We start from the raw sequence: 12,906 nt of genomic DNA, 5'->3' as shown, positions 1-12,906 counted from the left end.
CTCCCTGGAGGCAGGGTAAGAGCTCCCCCTACTCTGGCTTGCCGTAATTCGGCGCCAGCAAGCGGTTGCGGATCAGGTAGCTCATCGTGCGCGTCCAGGCTTCATCCGTGTTGCCGCGCATGTCGGCGCTCGCCGCAGTGATCATGGTGCCGGTCTTCACGTCGCGCAGATAGATGTTGAGGTTGATGATCAGGTTCGAGACCTTCTGCACCGTGCCGGTGATCTCGAGGTCAGCGCCTAACTGTCCGGCCAGCTGGAGATCGCAGTTGCCGCAGGCCTGTAAATTGCTGCGACGGGCGGCATCCCGGATCGGCGCGATGTCGAGCAGCTGGAACCGGCCTGACTCAGCCAGTGCCTTGCGCAACTGCTCGCTGATTAGCTCGAGCCGCGTCTCCTCCGGCTTCGAGCCGTAGAACTCGCCGGGCAGGCTAGTATCGATCAATTCAAAATCGAACACCGCGAGTTTCGGCGGGTCGGCGCGCGCGGCCGAGCCCGTCAACAGCAAAGCCGCGAAACATATCAGCGCTCGCATGATCGTGATTCCAGTGCTCGTGCGCGGGGACGAAATGCGGGGTTGCATGCCCTGACAAATTGGTCATGCTTTAGCAGAGACAATTCTCTACCGGCGGTCAAGCGGGAGAGAACGCCTGGAGGAAACATGATCCGATGGTTGGCCGGTCTGATCGGCTTTGGTCTCGCTGCGACGAGCGCGCTCGCGGCGGAGCCTGCCCTGATCGGCGTCGGCTATCTCGGCGTCGCTGCTAGCCGATCGACGCTGTCGCTGGTCGAGCAGCCCGCGGAGAATGACGGCCTCGCCGGCGCGCGGCTCGCGATCGAGGACAACAACACCACTGGAAAATTTCTGGATCAGCGCTTCGCGCTGGAAGAGCGCCGCATCAAGGAGGGCGAGGACCCTGTGCAGGCCGCGACCGCGCTGGCGGAGAAGAACGGCTTCATCATCGCCGACCTGCCCGCCGATGCGCTGCTGAAAGTGGCCGACGCCCTGCGCGACCGCGGCACGCTGCTGTTCAATGCGGGGGCAACCGACGAGCGGCTGCGCGAGGCCGATTGCCGCGCCAATGTGATCCATACCGCGCCGACGCGCGCGATGCTGGCCGATGCGCTCGGTCAATATCTGGTTTGGAAGAAGTGGTCACGCTGGCTGCTCGTGGTCGGCTCGCACGACCAAGACAAGCTGTTCGCGGATGCGCTCCGGCGCACAGCCGCGCGGTTCGGTGCCAAGATCGTGCAGGAGCGCAACTTCGAGGACAAGGGCGGCGCCCGCCGCACCGATAGCGGCGTGACGCTGATCCAGCGCCAGATGCCGGTGTTCACGCAGGCCGCGCCCGCTTACGACGTGCTGGTCGCCGCCGACGAGAGCGAGGTGTTCGGCGCCTATCTGCCCTATCGCACCTGGGATCCGCGGCCCGTCGCGGGCTCGGCCGGGCTCGTACCGCGCAGCTGGGACGCGGCGCAGGACCAGTGGGGCGCAATCCAGATGCAGAACCGCTTCATGAAGCTGAATTCCCGGCGGATGACGGCGCTGGACATGCAGGCCTGGACCGCGGCCCGCATGATTGGAGAGGCCACCTCGCGCACCAATTCCGGCGACGTGAAGAAAGTGACCGACTTCATCAAGGGCCCGGACTTCTCGGTCGCCGCCTTCAAGGGCACGCGATTGACCTTGCGCGACTGGAATCTGCAGCTGCGCCAGCCGATCCTCTTGGTCGACGGCCGCATGGTGGTGTCGGTGTCGCCTCAGGAGGGATTCCTGCACCAGGTCTCCGAGCTCGACACGCTCGGCTATGATCGCCCGGAGAGCAAATGCAAGCTGAAATGAGGACGCGAATGTTGCGCATGGGGCGTATGGGGCTTCTCGCCGGACTGGTGCTGGGGACAGCGCCCGCGCATGCGTTCATCGCCTATGTCTCGAACGAAAAGAGCAACACCGTGAGCGTGATCGACACCGACAGCTGGACCGTGACCAAGACCATCAAGGTCGGCCAGCGTCCGCGCGGCATCGATTTCACGCGCGACGGCAAGTTCGTGATGGTCGCGGTCGGCGACGACGACACCATCCAGATGATTGACGCCAAGACGCAGACCGTGGTGGACAGCCTGCCCTCCGGGCCCGACCCGGAATTGTTCGCGCAGGACGCCGCCGGCAAGATCCTCTATGTCGCCAACGAGAACGACAACACGGTGACCGTGATCGACCTCGAGAAGCGGACGCGGCTCGGCGATATCCAGGTCGGCGTCGAGCCGGAGGGAATGACCATCAGCCCTGATGGCAAGACGCTGATCAACACGTCGGAAACGACCAACATGGCGCATTTCATCGACACCTCGTCGCGCCAGATCGTCGCCAACGTGCTGGTGGATGCCCGGCCGCGCTTTGCCGAGTTCAAGCACGACTCGTCGGAAGTGTGGATCTCCTCCGAGATCGGTGGCACCGTCTCGGTGATCGACCCGAAAAAGCACGAGGTGATCGGCAAGGTTACGTTCGAGATTCCGGGCCTGCGGAAGGAGGCGATCCAGCCGGTCGGCATCGGCATGACCAAGGACGACAAGACCGCTTTCGTCGCGCTCGGGCCGGCCAACCGCATTGCCGTGGTCGATGTCGCCACGCGCAAGGTGACGAAATATCTGCTGGTGGGGCAACGGGTCTGGCACATGGCGTTCACGCCCGATGAGAAATACCTGCTCACCACCAATGGCGTGTCGAACGACGTTTCCGTCATCGACGTCGCCGCGCAAAAGGTGATCAAGACCATTCAGGTGGGCGAACTGCCCTGGGGCATCACGATCGCGCCATGACCAGCCCTGCTGCAATTCCCGAACCACAGGAGGCGGCGAGGCTAGTACCGACCCCGGCGCCGGCGCTGTCGATCGACGGTGTCAGCCATGTCTATGGGCCGCGACGGGCGTTGATCGACGTCTCTTTCAACGTGCAGCCCGCGAGCTTCACGGCCCTGCTCGGGCTCAACGGCGCCGGCAAGAGCACGTTGTTCTCGCTGATCACGCGCCTGTTCGGCATCCAGTCCGGTCGCGTCGGCATTTTCGGCCACGACATCAGCAAGAGCCCCGGCGAGGCGCTGCGGCTGTTAGGGGTCGTGTTCCAGCCGCGTACGCTCGATCTCGACCTGTCGTTGACGCAGAACCTGCTGTATCACGCCGCGCTCCACGGCATCAGCCGCCGCGAAGCCGCCGCGCGCAGCGCCGATCTGCTCGGCCGCATCGGGCTCGAAGACCGCGCCGGCAGCAAGGTGCGCGATCTCTCGGGCGGGCAGATGCGGCGGCTCGAGATCGCCCGCGCGCTGCTGCACCGGCCTCGGCTGCTGCTCCTCGACGAGCCGACCGTCGGCCTCGATGTCAAGGCGCGCGCCGACATCATCAGTCAGGTCCGCCAACTCGTGACGGAGCAAGGCATCGGCGTGCTCTGGGCTACGCACCTGTTCGACGAGATCGTGCCCAGTGACGACCTCGTGGTGCTGCACCAGGGCAAGGTGCTGGCGCAGGGGCCGATGAGCCGCGTCATCACGGAGGCCGGCGCACAGGACGTCAACACCGCCTTCATGCGCCTGACCGGCGCGCAAACCATGCCGGGAGGCGGCGCATGAGCAGCATCACCACGCGTGAGGCGCCGCGCGGCTTCTCGGCCGCCGAGTACATGACGTGCCTCACCGGCATCGTCTGGCGCGAGGGCTTGCGCTTCCTGCATCAGCGCGAGCGCTTCGTCTCGGCGCTGGTGCGGCCGCTGGTGTGGCTGTTCATCTTCGCCGCCGGCTTCCGCCAAGTGCTCGGCATCTCCATCATCCCGCCTTACGAGACCTACATCCTCTACGAGGTCTATATCGCGCCCGGCTTGATGGCGATGATCCAGCTCTTCAACGGCATGCAGTCCTCGCTCTCGATGGTCTATGACCGCGAGATGGGCAACATGCGCACGTTGCTGGTGAGCCCGCTGCCCCGCGGATTTCTCCTGTTCTGCAAGTTGCTGGCGGGCACCGCGGTGTCGTTACTCCAGGTCTATGCGTTCCTCCTGATCGCCTGGTTCTGGGACATCACCCCGCCGTCGTCGGGCTATCTCACCGTGCTGCCGGCGCTGATCCTGTCGGGGCTGATGCTGGGTTCGCTCGGCATGCTGATCTCCTCCGGCATCAAGCAGCTGGAGAACTTCGCCGGCGTGATGAATTTCGTGATTTTCCCGATGTTCTTCGCCTCCTCCGCGCTCTATCCGCTCTGGCGGGTGCAGGAGGGCAGCCCTTATCTGTACTATCTGTGCGAGGTCAATCCGTTCACCCATGCGGTCGAGCTGGTACGTTTTGCACTCTACGGGCAGATCAACTGGATCTCGCTCGCGGTGGTCGCGGCTTGCACAGTCGTTTTCATGATCGGCGCGATTTGGGCCTATGATCCCTCGCGTGGACTGGCGCGACGGGGGCCCCCAGGAGGCGAATGATGAAGGTTCTGGCCATGGCTGTTCTGGCGCTCGCGCTGTCGGGCACGGTCGCCCGCGCGGCCGATCCGCGCTACCCGAACTGGCCCTGCACGCAGGCCAAGGTGCCGGAGATTTCGCTCGCCGCCGTCTGGGCTGGTCCTGCGCTCGACGATGCCGAGACCAAATGGAAGAACGACACGAAAATCACGGCACTGGTCGCAAAACTGTCGGCGCGCAAGACGCCGATGGACGAGGCCGAGAAGTCGGTGAAGGACTTCTTGGCCGCCTCTTCTGCCGACAAGACTGCGAATGCCAAGCTGCTGTTCGCCGGCCTGTTCGATACGCTCAACGCCCAGCGTACGCAGGTCATGAGCGGGCTCGAGCGAGTCAGCCGCAAGCAGCGCGAGGCCGCCGACAAGATCCGCGAGGAGACAATTCAGCTCCAGGCGCTTCAGGGCGCCACGCCGCGTGACGAGGCCAAGGTCGAGGCGCTCGGCAACGAGCTGATCTGGAAGACCCGCATTTTCGAAGACCGCAACAAGGTGGTGCGATTCGTCTGCGAGGTTCCAACCACGATTGACCAGCGCCTGTTCGCGCTCGGCCGCGTGATCCAGCAGGAAATGGAATAGCGCTCGCCTGCCGACGGCTCTCGACAGGTTCCCGCACCAGCCCGGTTAACCTTTGCCCGGCTATCCGACGGAACCAAATCGATCTAGGATGGCTTGTCGAAGTGAACTCCAAGACGTCGGGAGGCCTCGATGGGAACCACAAGATTGATCTATGCGGGCGCTGTGGCCCTCAGCTTGCTCGCAACCAGCGTCCTTGCTGACGACCTGACCGGAACGGTCATGCGGATCGATCGGCTCAACGGCACGATCTCGATCCAGCAGACGCAGAAGGGCACGGTCGGCGCCAGCACTGGCAGTGCAGGCGCGCTCCAGGAGTACAAAACCAAAGATGCCGCGATGCTGGACGCCGTTCATGCCGGCGACCGGGTGAACTATTCGGCGACCGACAATAACGGTACCGGCACGCTGACGAAGTTGCAGAAGCAGTAGGGCTGGGTCTCACATCGTCATTGCGAGGAGCGAAGCGACGGAGCAATCCAGGGTCCCTCCGCGGAAAGACCCTGGATTGCTTCGCTGCGCTCGCAATGACGAGGAGTGGCTGCGCGCCTTTCGTCAAGACGTTCACTGCTCCGGCCGCGCCTCCGGCTTTGCCTCCTCGGTGGGGAGCTTGGCACGCTCCCAGCCGTCGGTGCCGTCGGGGTACCAGGCTATGTTGGAATAGCCATAGTCGAGCGCGCGTTTGGCGGCATTCCAGGACATCCAGCAGTCGGCGAGGCAATAGATCACCACCAGCGCGGCCTTGTCGCCGCGCGAGGCACGCGCGAGCCCGCGCTGGAAATAATCCTCCATCGCCAGCGGCAAAGAGCCGTAGCCGGTATCCGGCAGCCAGATGCTGCCCGGAATGTTCCTGCGCGGCGCATCGCGCCACACCGTGCCCTCCGGGAGATTCTTCGGCTTCGGCGGGCGCGGCAGCACGTTGATGAATGCACCGCTTCTGGCGCGCCAGATCGCTTCCGCTTCCACTGTAGAGAGCACCCGCGCACCGGCGAGCGTTGCCGGCACCGGCGCGCGATAATTGTCGGCGCGATAACCCTCAGGCTCGAACGGCTCCTGCTGCTGCGCCAGAGCCGGCGCCGCCAGCAGGGCAGCGACGAGCGCAGCGGCAAGAGGTCGCCTCATGGCGTCTACCTCATGGTGTCTTCTTGGCCGTCTCCGCACTGAGCGGCCGATTGCTCTCGTCGAGCAACGGTATGCCGAAGTCGACCAGGATCTTGTTGATCTCGGCCTGGTTTTCCTGGATCAGCTTGTTGAGCTGCCGCTTCCAGTTCTGGTCGGCGGGACGCACGCCCATTCCGATGCGATAGACCAGCTTCGGCCCCGTGGTTTCCTTCACCAGCGGCGTGACGTGAAGCGAGCCGACCTTCTTCGCGTAGTAGCCGGCCATGGGACCCCACAGCACGCCGGCGTCGATCTTGCCGGCAGTGAGATCGTCGATCATGGCCTGCGCCGAATTGTCGTAGCGCGTGTCGACCATCAGCGGATAGGGCTTTGCATCGCCCATCAGGCCGGCCAACGCCATGTTGGTCGCGGGCGGGGTGCCGGCGACGATACCGAGATGCTTGCCCTTGAGGCGCGAGTCTTCCAGTGTGTCGACATCCTCGAGCCCACTGCCGGCCTTGGCGACCAGCGCATAGGTCGTGCGGTAATAGGGATTGGTACCCTGCACGACGTCATCGCCTTGCGGAAAGCCCATGATGACGTCGCAGCGATGCGCACCCAGCGTCATCCGCACGAAGCCGGTAGCCTGCGGGAAGAAGACGTAGTCGAGCTTCTTCTGGAGCTTGTCGGCAAACAGCTCGGCCAGCTTGTTCTCGAACCCCTCGCCCTTCTCGTTCGAGAACGGCAGATTGCGTGGATCGGCGCAGACGCGCAGCACCTTGGGATCAACCAGCTCGAATGAGAGATCGCCGGCCTCGTTCGTCTGCGCGACGGCGACATCACCGAGCGCACAGGATCCAACCAGAACCCACAATGAAAACAACCAGCGACGATGTCGTCCGAGCTCCGTCATCCCGCTTCCTCCTCGTTTTGTTTGAATGCTATCCATGCAACGCATGATGCGCCATGTTTTGCCAGACTTCGCTGGCTTCGCTTTGTTGCAGTGCAATGCAGCAAACCCTTTAAACTGAGGCGGAAAAGTGTCTCGCAGCGCTCGAGTGATCGCAGCCTTGTCCCTGCTGGGGATAGCAACGCTAGCATGGGCCAGGGCGGCCGAATTGCCTGTGAGCGAAGTCGCAACGGGAATCTTCGTACACTCCGGGGCCATTGCCCTGATGACCCGCGAGAACGAGGGCGACATCGCCAATGTCGGCTTCATCGTGGGCGCTGATGCCGTGGCTGTCATCGATACCGGCGGCAGCTTACGCGAAGGCGAGGCCCTGCTGGCTGCCGTGCGGGCCCGCACCCCCAAGCCGATCCGCTATGTCATCAACACCCACGGCCATCCCGACCATGTCTTCGGCAACGCCGCCTTCGCCACCGCAAATACAAGCTTCGTCGGCCATAGCAAGCTGCCGCAGGCGCTCGCGACGCGCGGACCCTACTATCTCGACAATTTTCGTCGCATCATGGGCAGCGCGTTGATAGATCCCGTGAAGATCATTGCTCCTTCCCTGCTGGTTTCGGACACGATGACACTTGACCTCGGGTCGCGCCAACTGACCTTGCGCGCCTGGCGGACCGGGCACAGCGACAGCGATGTCACGGTGTACGACGAAACGACCAAGACCTTGTTCGGGGGCGACCTCGTCTTTCTCCGCCACATTCCGGTCATGGACGGCAGCATCCGCGGCTGGCTTGACACGTTGAAGGAATTGGAGGCCATTCCGGCGCAACGCGTCGTTCCCGGTCACGGACCCGTGAGCGACTGGCCTGCCGCGCTGACCGATGAACGGCGTTACCTGTCAACGCTGCTGTCCGACGTGCGCGCGCTGAACAAAAACGGCGAGCCGATCCGAGCCGCTGCCGACAAGGCGGCGGCTGAGGAGCGGGCGCGCTGGGAGCTGTTCGGCGACTACAATGCTCGTAACGCAACCGCAGCATTTTCGGAAATTGAATGGGAGTAGCGGGCGCGCTATCATAGCCATGAGATCAGCTTCGCTGACTCCCGGGACCATGACCATGACGGGATGGACACGCCACCTGCCCTTGATCGCCGCACTGCTCGGCATCGCCTTCGCGGTGCCGGCGCAGGCTGAAGAGGCCGACGATCCCTGGCCGGGCCTGGTGCAGGACATTTTCAATAATCGTCCGATGAATGAGGGCAGCGCCGTCATCGGCATCGAGATGCCGTATCGCGCGGAGGACGCGGCGATCGTGCCGGTGACTCTACACAGCAAGCTATCGCCGGCAGATAGCCGCCGGATCCGTTCGATCACGCTGGTGATCGACCGTAACCCGGCGCCGATGGCGGCGAAGTTCGAGCTCGGCTCCGACGCAAATGTCAGCGAGATATCGACGCGCGTGCGCGTCAACAATTACACCGATGTGCATGCGGTGGCGGAGCTCAGCGACGGCCAGCTCTATGTCTCGAAAGTCTACGTGAAGGCCTCGGGAGGCTGCTCGGCGCCGGCAGGAAAGAACGCCGAGGAAGCGCAAAACCGGCTCGGCCAGATGCGCTACCGGCAGTTCACGCGCGAGGAGGCGCCCGCGAGCCGTATCCGCGAAGCGCAGATCATGATCGGCCATCCCAACAATTCCGGCCTGCAGATGGACCAGGTCACGCAGCTCTATATTCCCGCCTTCTTCGTCAACCAGCTGAAGCTGACGCAGGACGACAGCCCCGTGCTGTCGATGGAAGGCGGCATCTCGATCTCGGAAGATCCCAATCTGCGTTTCACCTACGTATCCAGCGGCGCCAAGCGCTTCCGCGCGGAGGCCAAGGACACGGAGGGACACGTGTTCCGCAACGAGTGGGATGTGGAGAAGCCGGGGACTTAGTTGTCACACTGTCATTTCGGGGCAGTCCACAGGACCGAACCCGGAATCTTGAGATTCGGGTTCGCGCTTCGCGCGCCCGGAATGACCACACTAAACTAAAAACACCTCACCTCAGCTTCCGCCTGTGCCCGCCTCAAATCATTCACCGCCGTGTTCGCCTGCTCCGAGGTGCGGAACTGGACGCCGAGATTGCCGCGCACCTGCGACATGCTGAGCGCGGTCTCCGCGGTAACATAGCGCTCGTAGGGGACGATCGAGGCGACCACGTCGATGGAGCAGGAACATTGCTCGATCGACTGCCGGCTCTCGCCATTGGCCTTCATGCAACCATAGACGTACTCCGCGCGCGCCGACGTGGGATAATCATTGGCTTCCTCGGCCCGCGCCACGCACGCCGTCGCGGCCAGCACCGTCAATGCGGCGACAATCGGTCGTAGCTGCCCGGCCAGTTTCATGCGCATCCTCCCGCTGGTTGCGACCAAAGCTATGCTATGCGTATTGTCCTGAAAAGCATTCTGTCAGAGGAAACGGCTCACAAGTAATGAGAGCACTTGGTGTGATAAGGGCACTTGGCCGAACATTGGCGCTCGCAACGACGCTGGCGTTGACGCTGGCGGCACCGGGTCACGCCGCGGATACCATCCGTCTTGCGGTGCAGAAAACCGGAACATTCTCCTGGGAGCTGGCTGCGATCCGCGCGAGCGGCCTCGACAGGGAAGCCGACCTCGCGCTGGAGGTCACCGAGCTCGCGAGCACCGAGGCCGGCAAGATCGCAATGCGCGCGGGCAGCGCCGACATTATCCTGTCGGACTGGCTGTGGGTGTCGCGCGAGCGGGCGCTCGGCGCCAAGCTCACCTTCTATCCCTATTCCAGCGCCCTCGGCGCGGTGATGGTACCCGCCACCTCGCCGATCAAGTCGCTCGCCGACCTGAAGGGCCGCAAGCTCGCCGTGGCCGGCGGAGCCATCGACAAGAGCTGGCTGCTGCTCCAGGCGCGCATGAAGCAGGACGGCATCGACCTGAAGTCGGAGGCAACCATCGTCTATGGCGCTCCGCCCTTGATCGCCGCCAAATCACTCGACGGCGAGATGGATGCGAGCCTCAATTTCTGGAATTTCTGCGCCCAGCTCGAAGCCAAGGGTTTTAGGCGTCTCGCCGGCATCGAGGACATCCTGCCCAAGCTCGGCGCCAAGGGCGCGGTCTCCGCAATCGGTTATGTCTTTGACGAGAGCTGGGCCGCGACCCATCGCGAAGCGTTGGCGCGCTTCATCGCCATGACCCGCAAGGCCAAGCAGCTGCTGGTGAGCTCGGATGCTGCCTGGGACAAGATCGCGCCGCTGACCGGCACGAGCGATGCCACCCTGCTCAAGACTTATCGCGACCGCTATCGCGACGGCATTCCGCGCCGGAGCATCGACGACGAGGAAAAAGATGCGCGCGTGCTCTACCGCGTGCTGGCCGAGACCGGCGGCCGCGACCTCGTCGGCCCTGCGGTCGAGCTCGATCCCGGCACGTTCTATCACGCCGTGCCCGGAGACTGAGGTGCTGCGCCTTCTATCGTTCGCCCTGTTCCTCGTCACCTGGTGGATTGCCGCGTTGTTCGTGGGCGGCGCAAAGCTGCCCTCCCCGCCGGCCGTGCTCGAAGTGATGATCGCGGAAGCCTCATCCGGCGCGCTGTTCCTGCATCTCGGCGCCACGCTGGCGCGCGTGACGCTCGCCTTCGTGCTGGCGATGTCGCTCGGTAGCGCCATCGGCTACCTGATGGGACGGGTCGGGCTCGCCGACCGGCTTGGCGATCCCTGGCTGATCCTGCTGCTCAATTTGCCCGCGCTGGTCGTGATCGTGCTGGCCTATATCTGGGCCGGCCTCACCGAGACCGCAGCGATCGCGGCGATCGCCATCAACAAGCTGCCGACCGCAGTCGTCACCTTGCGCGAGGGCACCCGCGCGCTGGATCGCTCGCTCGACGAGATGGCGAGCGTGTTCGCGATGCCGCGCTGGCGCGCATTCCGCCATGTCGTGTTGCCGCAGCTCGCGCCCTATATCGCCGCCGCGGCCCGCTCGGGACTGTCGCTGGTGTGGAAGATCGTGCTGGTTGCCGAGCTGCTGGGGCGTCCGAACGGCGTGGGCTTCGAGATCGGCGTCGCCTTTCAGCTGTTCGACACGCCGCGGCTGCTCGCCTATTCACTGACATTCGCCGCGGTCGTACTCGTGATCGAAACCTTGCTGGTGCAGCCGTTCGAGTCACGCACAACACGGTGGCGGCCCCGTGCGGCTTGAGGTCGACATCACAGGCAAGACGTTCATGAGTGCCGCGGGCGGGATGCACGAGGTGCTCGCGCCGCTCAAATTCACGCTTTGCTCCGGCGAGGTCGGCGTGCTCATCGGCCCCTCCGGCTGCGGCAAGAGCACGATGCTGCGCATCATCCTCGGACTCGATGGCGATTTCAGGGGCCATATCGCGCGTCCACCACAGGCGCGGATCGGAATGGTGTTCCAGGAGCCGAGGCTGTTGCCGTGGCGTTCGGTCGAGCAGAATGTGCGGCTGGCGGCGCCGGACGTGACCGGAGCCAAGCTGTCAGAGCTTTTCAGGATTCTGGAGCTGGACGCGCATCGCAGCCACTTTCCCGGCGAGTTGTCGCTGGGCCTTGCCCGGCGCGTCGCGCTCGCCCGCGCCTTCGCAGTCGAACCTGATCTGCTGGTGCTTGACGAGCCCCTCGCTTCGCTCGACGACGCGCTCGCCGGCCGCTTGCGCGACGAGATCGCAACGCTGGTGGCGAGCCGTCCGGTGATGACGCTGCTCGTCACCCACAGTCTCGACGATGCGATCCGGCTCGGCGACCGCCTGTTGTTCTTGTCGCCGCGTCCCGCGCGCATCGTGCAGGATGTGCCGATCGCCATTCCGCGCGCGATGCGCGGTGAGGCCGAACTCGCCAGCATCAGGGCGGAGGTCGCAGCGTTGCAGCTTGAATCGAAATGAATACTCGTGGTCAACTGGACCACACGTTGTCGAGAGAGGTTCACCAATGCGGCGTCAGCTGATTGCGATCGGCATCCTCTTGGTCGCAGTGCCCGGCGCGGCGCTGGCGCAGACCAAGGGCAAGGGCATCAGGCTCTGGAACCTGACGACGGAGACGATCTCCGGCTTTCAGCTCTCCCCCGCCGGCAAGACCGACTGGGGCCCGAACCAGTGTTTGAACGACAAGGACAAGGAGGTCGACCACGACGAGCGGCTGCGCATCACCGGCGTCGAGCCGGGCCGTTACGACGCCAAGGTCAGCTATCCCAACGCGCGGCAGTGCGTCGTTCGCGATATCGAGATCAGGGCGGATGCGGTGTTCTCGATTGCCGACAAGGATCTGAAGGACTGCACCAAGTAGCTCCCCACCCGTCGTGGTGAGGAGCGCGAAGCGCGTCTCGAACCATGCAGGCCCGGCTGATGAAGCTCGGCCTCGATCTTTCAAGACCCCGCTTCGCGGCTTCTCAGGATGAGGGGCTAGACTGCCCGTGGCTCGGCAAGATCAACGCCCAGGCCTTACGCCTTGTCGTTCGGGTGCGGATATTCGCAGCGCCACCGCACCGCCTGCCACTTCGGATGCTCGCCGACCCATTGCGCGATATAGGGCGGCGCGGCCATCGCGCATTGCCGCGGCGACCCACCATAGTTGAACATCAGGTGCTGCTCCTCGCAGGTCGCAGGCGAGAGCACCGCACACACAGTCACCACCAGGTCAATCGGGTTCATGCCGGGATCCTCTCGCAAGGGCGATCGAGATTAGCACGAAGAAATACGTAGCAAGGAGCCGGAAGTTTCAAACGGGCGCGAGGATGGGGCGGGAACGGCCTCTCGTCTCCCGGATACGGAGCAGACCGCCGAAGCTTCCACGTCGTGGTGGCC

The 12,906-nt window shown here is 64.1% G+C and carries 17 protein-coding genes; 12 read left to right on the top strand and 5 right to left on the bottom strand.

The annotated features are described in order from the left end of the window. Positions 1 to 28: 28 nt before the first annotated feature. Positions 29 to 532, bottom strand: coding sequence for a DUF3280 domain-containing protein (locus tag IVB28_RS08595; protein ID WP_247525642.1), 504 nt, complete (start codon positions 530 to 532; stop codon positions 29 to 31). 126 nt (positions 533 to 658) lie between these two features. Here IVB28_RS08595 and IVB28_RS08590 point away from each other — a divergent pair, with 126 nt between their 5' ends. From IVB28_RS08590 to IVB28_RS08565, 6 genes are all read left to right on the top strand, one after another. Then, positions 659 to 1,840: an ABC transporter substrate-binding protein gene (locus tag IVB28_RS08590; protein ID WP_247525641.1), complete on the top strand. Its 1,182-nt coding sequence runs from the start codon at positions 659 to 661 to the stop codon at positions 1,838 to 1,840. Further along, positions 1,825 to 2,817: a YVTN family beta-propeller repeat protein gene (locus IVB28_RS08585; protein WP_247525640.1), complete on the top strand. Its 993-nt coding sequence runs from the start codon at positions 1,825 to 1,827 to the stop codon at positions 2,815 to 2,817. The genes IVB28_RS08590 and IVB28_RS08585 overlap by 16 nt, the downstream gene beginning before the upstream one ends. After that, on the top strand, positions 2,814 to 3,620 hold the full coding sequence (locus IVB28_RS08580; protein ID WP_247525639.1) for an ABC transporter ATP-binding protein: 807 nt from the start codon (positions 2,814 to 2,816) through the stop codon (positions 3,618 to 3,620). Before IVB28_RS08585 ends, IVB28_RS08580 begins: the two co-directional genes overlap by 4 nt. Then, complete coding sequence (locus IVB28_RS08575; RefSeq protein WP_247525638.1) at positions 3,617 to 4,462, top strand: ABC transporter permease; 846 nt, start codon at positions 3,617 to 3,619, stop codon at positions 4,460 to 4,462. Before IVB28_RS08580 ends, IVB28_RS08575 begins: the two co-directional genes overlap by 4 nt. After that, positions 4,462 to 5,070 carry a hypothetical protein gene (locus IVB28_RS08570; protein ID WP_247528490.1) on the top strand — a complete coding sequence of 203 codons (609 nt, stop codon included), beginning with the start codon at positions 4,462 to 4,464 and terminating at the stop codon, positions 5,068 to 5,070. The genes IVB28_RS08575 and IVB28_RS08570 overlap by 1 nt, the downstream gene beginning before the upstream one ends. A 129-nt stretch (positions 5,071 to 5,199) precedes the next feature. Continuing rightward, positions 5,200 to 5,499: a copper-binding protein gene (locus IVB28_RS08565; RefSeq protein WP_247525637.1), complete on the top strand. Its 300-nt coding sequence runs from the start codon at positions 5,200 to 5,202 to the stop codon at positions 5,497 to 5,499. Positions 5,500 to 5,631: 132 nt separating this feature from the next. Here IVB28_RS08565 and IVB28_RS08560 read toward each other — a convergent pair whose 3' ends face one another. Both IVB28_RS08560 and IVB28_RS08555 read right to left on the bottom strand, forming a co-directional pair. Continuing rightward, positions 5,632 to 6,189 (bottom strand): PQQ-dependent catabolism-associated CXXCW motif protein, encoded by a 558-nt coding sequence (locus tag IVB28_RS08560; protein WP_247525636.1) that lies wholly within the window; start codon positions 6,187 to 6,189, stop codon positions 5,632 to 5,634. Positions 6,190 to 6,199: 10 nt separating this feature from the next. Then, positions 6,200 to 7,081, bottom strand: a complete 882-nt coding sequence (locus IVB28_RS08555) for a substrate-binding domain-containing protein (RefSeq protein WP_247525635.1) — start codon at positions 7,079 to 7,081, stop codon at positions 6,200 to 6,202. A 127-nt stretch (positions 7,082 to 7,208) separates the two neighbouring features. On the opposite strand from IVB28_RS08555, the gene IVB28_RS08550 reads away from it, so the two are divergent. Beyond that, positions 7,209 to 8,135, top strand: a complete 927-nt coding sequence (locus IVB28_RS08550) for a quinoprotein relay system zinc metallohydrolase 2 (RefSeq protein ID WP_247525634.1) — start codon at positions 7,209 to 7,211, stop codon at positions 8,133 to 8,135. A gap of 55 nt (positions 8,136 to 8,190) precedes the next feature. Continuing rightward, positions 8,191 to 9,009 carry a quinoprotein dehydrogenase-associated SoxYZ-like carrier gene (locus tag IVB28_RS08545; RefSeq protein ID WP_247525633.1) on the top strand — a complete coding sequence of 273 codons (819 nt, stop codon included), beginning with the start codon at positions 8,191 to 8,193 and terminating at the stop codon, positions 9,007 to 9,009. Between the two features lie 95 nt (positions 9,010 to 9,104). Here IVB28_RS08545 and IVB28_RS08540 read toward each other — a convergent pair whose 3' ends face one another. After that, on the bottom strand, positions 9,105 to 9,464 hold the full coding sequence (locus IVB28_RS08540; protein WP_166468550.1) for a hypothetical protein: 360 nt from the start codon (positions 9,462 to 9,464) through the stop codon (positions 9,105 to 9,107). A gap of 86 nt (positions 9,465 to 9,550) precedes the next feature. Between IVB28_RS08540 and IVB28_RS08535 the strand changes: the two genes are divergently transcribed. The 4 genes from IVB28_RS08535 to IVB28_RS08520 are packed head-to-tail and all read left to right on the top strand — an operon-like array spanning position 9,551 to position 12,388. Next, entirely contained in the window at positions 9,551 to 10,549 is a 999-nt protein-coding gene (locus IVB28_RS08535; RefSeq protein WP_247525632.1) for an ABC transporter substrate-binding protein, read from the top strand. A gap of 1 nt (position 10,550) precedes the next feature. Continuing rightward, on the top strand, positions 10,551 to 11,288 hold the full coding sequence (locus IVB28_RS08530; protein WP_247525631.1) for an ABC transporter permease subunit: 738 nt from the start codon (positions 10,551 to 10,553) through the stop codon (positions 11,286 to 11,288). Further along, positions 11,278 to 11,988: an ABC transporter ATP-binding protein gene (locus tag IVB28_RS08525; protein WP_247525630.1), complete on the top strand. Its 711-nt coding sequence runs from the start codon at positions 11,278 to 11,280 to the stop codon at positions 11,986 to 11,988. Before IVB28_RS08530 ends, IVB28_RS08525 begins: the two co-directional genes overlap by 11 nt. Positions 11,989 to 12,034: 46 nt before the next feature. After that, positions 12,035 to 12,388, top strand: a complete 354-nt coding sequence (locus IVB28_RS08520) for a hypothetical protein (RefSeq protein ID WP_247525629.1) — start codon at positions 12,035 to 12,037, stop codon at positions 12,386 to 12,388. A gap of 155 nt (positions 12,389 to 12,543) precedes the next feature. Here the strand turns inward: IVB28_RS08520 and IVB28_RS08515 are convergent, their stop codons facing one another. Further along, a complete protein-coding gene (locus IVB28_RS08515) occupies positions 12,544 to 12,753 on the bottom strand; it encodes a hypothetical protein (RefSeq protein WP_194403575.1) in 210 nt (69 codons plus the stop codon). Positions 12,754 to 12,906 lie beyond the last annotated feature (153 nt).

The organism is Bradyrhizobium sp. 199, assembly GCF_023073355.1.
Classification (GTDB): domain Bacteria; phylum Pseudomonadota; class Alphaproteobacteria; order Rhizobiales; family Xanthobacteraceae; genus Bradyrhizobium.
This window is presented reverse-complemented; position numbering and strand designations above follow the sequence as displayed.

Excerpts from the sequence above, each read along its gene's own strand:
- IVB28_RS08580 (WP_247525639.1), top strand. The coding sequence starts at position 2,814 with ATGACCAGCCCTGCTGCAATTCCCGAACCACAGGAGGCGGCGAGGCTA.
- IVB28_RS08575 (WP_247525638.1), top strand. The coding sequence starts at position 3,617 with ATGAGCAGCATCACCACGCGTGAGGCGCCGCGCGGCTTCTCGGCCGCC.
- IVB28_RS08590 (WP_247525641.1), top strand. The coding sequence starts at position 659 with ATGATCCGATGGTTGGCCGGTCTGATCGGCTTTGGTCTCGCTGCGACG.
- IVB28_RS08535 (WP_247525632.1), top strand. The coding sequence starts at position 9,551 with ATGAGAGCACTTGGTGTGATAAGGGCACTTGGCCGAACATTGGCGCTC.
- IVB28_RS08560 (WP_247525636.1), bottom strand. The coding sequence starts at position 6,189 with ATGAGGCGACCTCTTGCCGCTGCGCTCGTCGCTGCCCTGCTGGCGGCG.
- IVB28_RS08520 (WP_247525629.1), top strand. The coding sequence starts at position 12,035 with ATGCGGCGTCAGCTGATTGCGATCGGCATCCTCTTGGTCGCAGTGCCC.
- IVB28_RS08540 (WP_166468550.1), bottom strand. The coding sequence starts at position 9,464 with ATGAAACTGGCCGGGCAGCTACGACCGATTGTCGCCGCATTGACGGTG.
- IVB28_RS08555 (WP_247525635.1), bottom strand. The coding sequence starts at position 7,081 with ATGACGGAGCTCGGACGACATCGTCGCTGGTTGTTTTCATTGTGGGTT.
- IVB28_RS08565 (WP_247525637.1), top strand. The coding sequence starts at position 5,200 with ATGGGAACCACAAGATTGATCTATGCGGGCGCTGTGGCCCTCAGCTTG.
- IVB28_RS08545 (WP_247525633.1), top strand. The coding sequence starts at position 8,191 with ATGACGGGATGGACACGCCACCTGCCCTTGATCGCCGCACTGCTCGGC.
- IVB28_RS08515 (WP_194403575.1), bottom strand. The coding sequence starts at position 12,753 with ATGAACCCGATTGACCTGGTGGTGACTGTGTGTGCGGTGCTCTCGCCT.
- IVB28_RS08585 (WP_247525640.1), top strand. The coding sequence starts at position 1,825 with ATGCAAGCTGAAATGAGGACGCGAATGTTGCGCATGGGGCGTATGGGG.
- IVB28_RS08570 (WP_247528490.1), top strand. The coding sequence starts at position 4,462 with ATGAAGGTTCTGGCCATGGCTGTTCTGGCGCTCGCGCTGTCGGGCACG.
- IVB28_RS08595 (WP_247525642.1), bottom strand. The coding sequence starts at position 532 with ATGCGAGCGCTGATATGTTTCGCGGCTTTGCTGTTGACGGGCTCGGCC.